General features: G+C 50.5%; 3 protein-coding genes. All 3 read left to right on the plus strand.

Annotated elements, in window-relative coordinates:
• Nucleotides 1-173 precede the first annotated feature (173 nt).
• The 3 genes from CMR00_12745 (at nt 174) to CMR00_12755 (ending at nt 1,212) form a co-directional block, all read left to right on the plus strand.
• The gene (locus tag CMR00_12745; GenBank protein ID PIO46997.1) at nt 174-380 is read left to right on the plus strand and encodes a hypothetical protein; all 207 of its coding nucleotides are present in this window, start codon (nt 174-176) and stop codon (nt 378-380) included.
• 58 nt (nt 381-438) lie between these two features.
• The gene (locus CMR00_12750; protein ID PIO46998.1) at nt 439-699 is read left to right on the plus strand and encodes a hypothetical protein; all 261 of its coding nucleotides are present in this window, start codon (nt 439-441) and stop codon (nt 697-699) included.
• A 237-nt stretch (nt 700-936) separates the two neighbouring features.
• On the plus strand, nt 937-1,212 hold the full coding sequence (locus CMR00_12755) for a hypothetical protein (protein ID PIO46999.1): 276 nt from the start codon (nt 937-939) through the stop codon (nt 1,210-1,212).
• Nucleotides 1,213-1,396 lie beyond the last annotated feature (184 nt).

A 1,396-nucleotide genomic window follows, 5' to 3' on the forward strand; every position in this document is an offset into this window, starting at 1 on the left:
ATCACGCCCGTTAAGATTATGAAGCTCCCACTTATCTCTGAGAACACCCCGCTGCCGTTGTTGAAACCCCGATTTAATCTATCGTTGATCGTTCCCGTAGGCAGGAAAGGCGTATCTATCACTCATAACTAACGTTATACAGATCGCAAATAGATCATCGCCCAGACTTTTATTTGATCACATTGAAAGAATACCACGATATTCGTCATCTGTTTGTCAATGTTTTGTTGGTCGAAGAAACGAAGAAAATTATCTTGAGGCGCGTATTTGCAGGCGGAAACGGTACTTTGCTCCCATTCGTTTATTTGAAGTATAGCCTTTTTGCACAGCCTAAGATCAACAGAAAATCCTATAGATATAACGGGGAATATATAGTATAATCTAGTTAAGAGGTATACGCACAATGAGTTCAATAAGACGAAAGCATGGAGGCTTCGTATGGCAACAACAGCATTTCACAAAACACAGCAATACACTGAACAAATCATCTATGACCACACCAAACCGTGCTCAGTGCTGCATGCACTTATCGCTATGGTGCTGGTGGTACTGTTTAATATGCGCTGCGATTCAACGTGTCAGAGTGAGATCGTGACCTACTGGCGTGATTTTGGCAACCCCCACGCGGCGCAGCAGCTGCACTTGGAGCTGGTGGTTGCGGATGCATTTCATGCGCGGATGACCCGCCGCACGTTCTAGGTATTTGGCTTTGCTGGTGCCAATCATCCACATTTGATAGCAGCAACCATCTCCTGATATACTGCTCGTCCTGTTCCCGTGTCACCCCACCTGCCGTAGGTATACAGCAGGTGGGGTGTTTGTGTGTGCGCGAAAATCATCTCGCCATGCCCTTTGCAGATCCACTGCTAATGGTATAATACAGAACAGGTTGAATTGCACCGTTGAGCCGTGCTCGATGCACAAGGAGGGGTGTCCATGAATGATGAACTTGAAGAAGTATTTCTGAATGTTGCCGCCCAGCTTTGGCTGAAAAGCACGGAGCCGATCCGCAGCGAGGTGATCTACGCCCACTTGCGTGAGGCCGGCTTGCGCATTCCCGATGGCGCAATGAACAGCCTCTACCGCAGCCTGATGCAAGATAACATTGTGGGCGGCACGCTGCTGCTCAACGACGAAGCCCAACGCACGCACGGCGGGTTTGTGATTACGTGGATTGACCCATCCTACCTGCCGGGAGCCATTCCCGAATGATGCTCGCCCAATTCGCACGCACCTGCACCCAATGCACCTAACACACCTAACGCGCCCCTGACGCGCAATGGATATGCCTGTACCTGATCTCCTGCCGTAGGCACAGGCGCGGGCTGCCATTGCTCGGCTGCGCCCCCGTGGCAACTCCTAGCATCTGGGCCTGTCTGGCTGTTGCGGTAATTCA

Source organism: [Chlorobium] sp. 445 (assembly GCA_002763895.1).
Classification (GTDB): Bacteria; Bacteroidota; Chlorobiia; order Chlorobiales; family Thermochlorobacteraceae; genus Thermochlorobacter.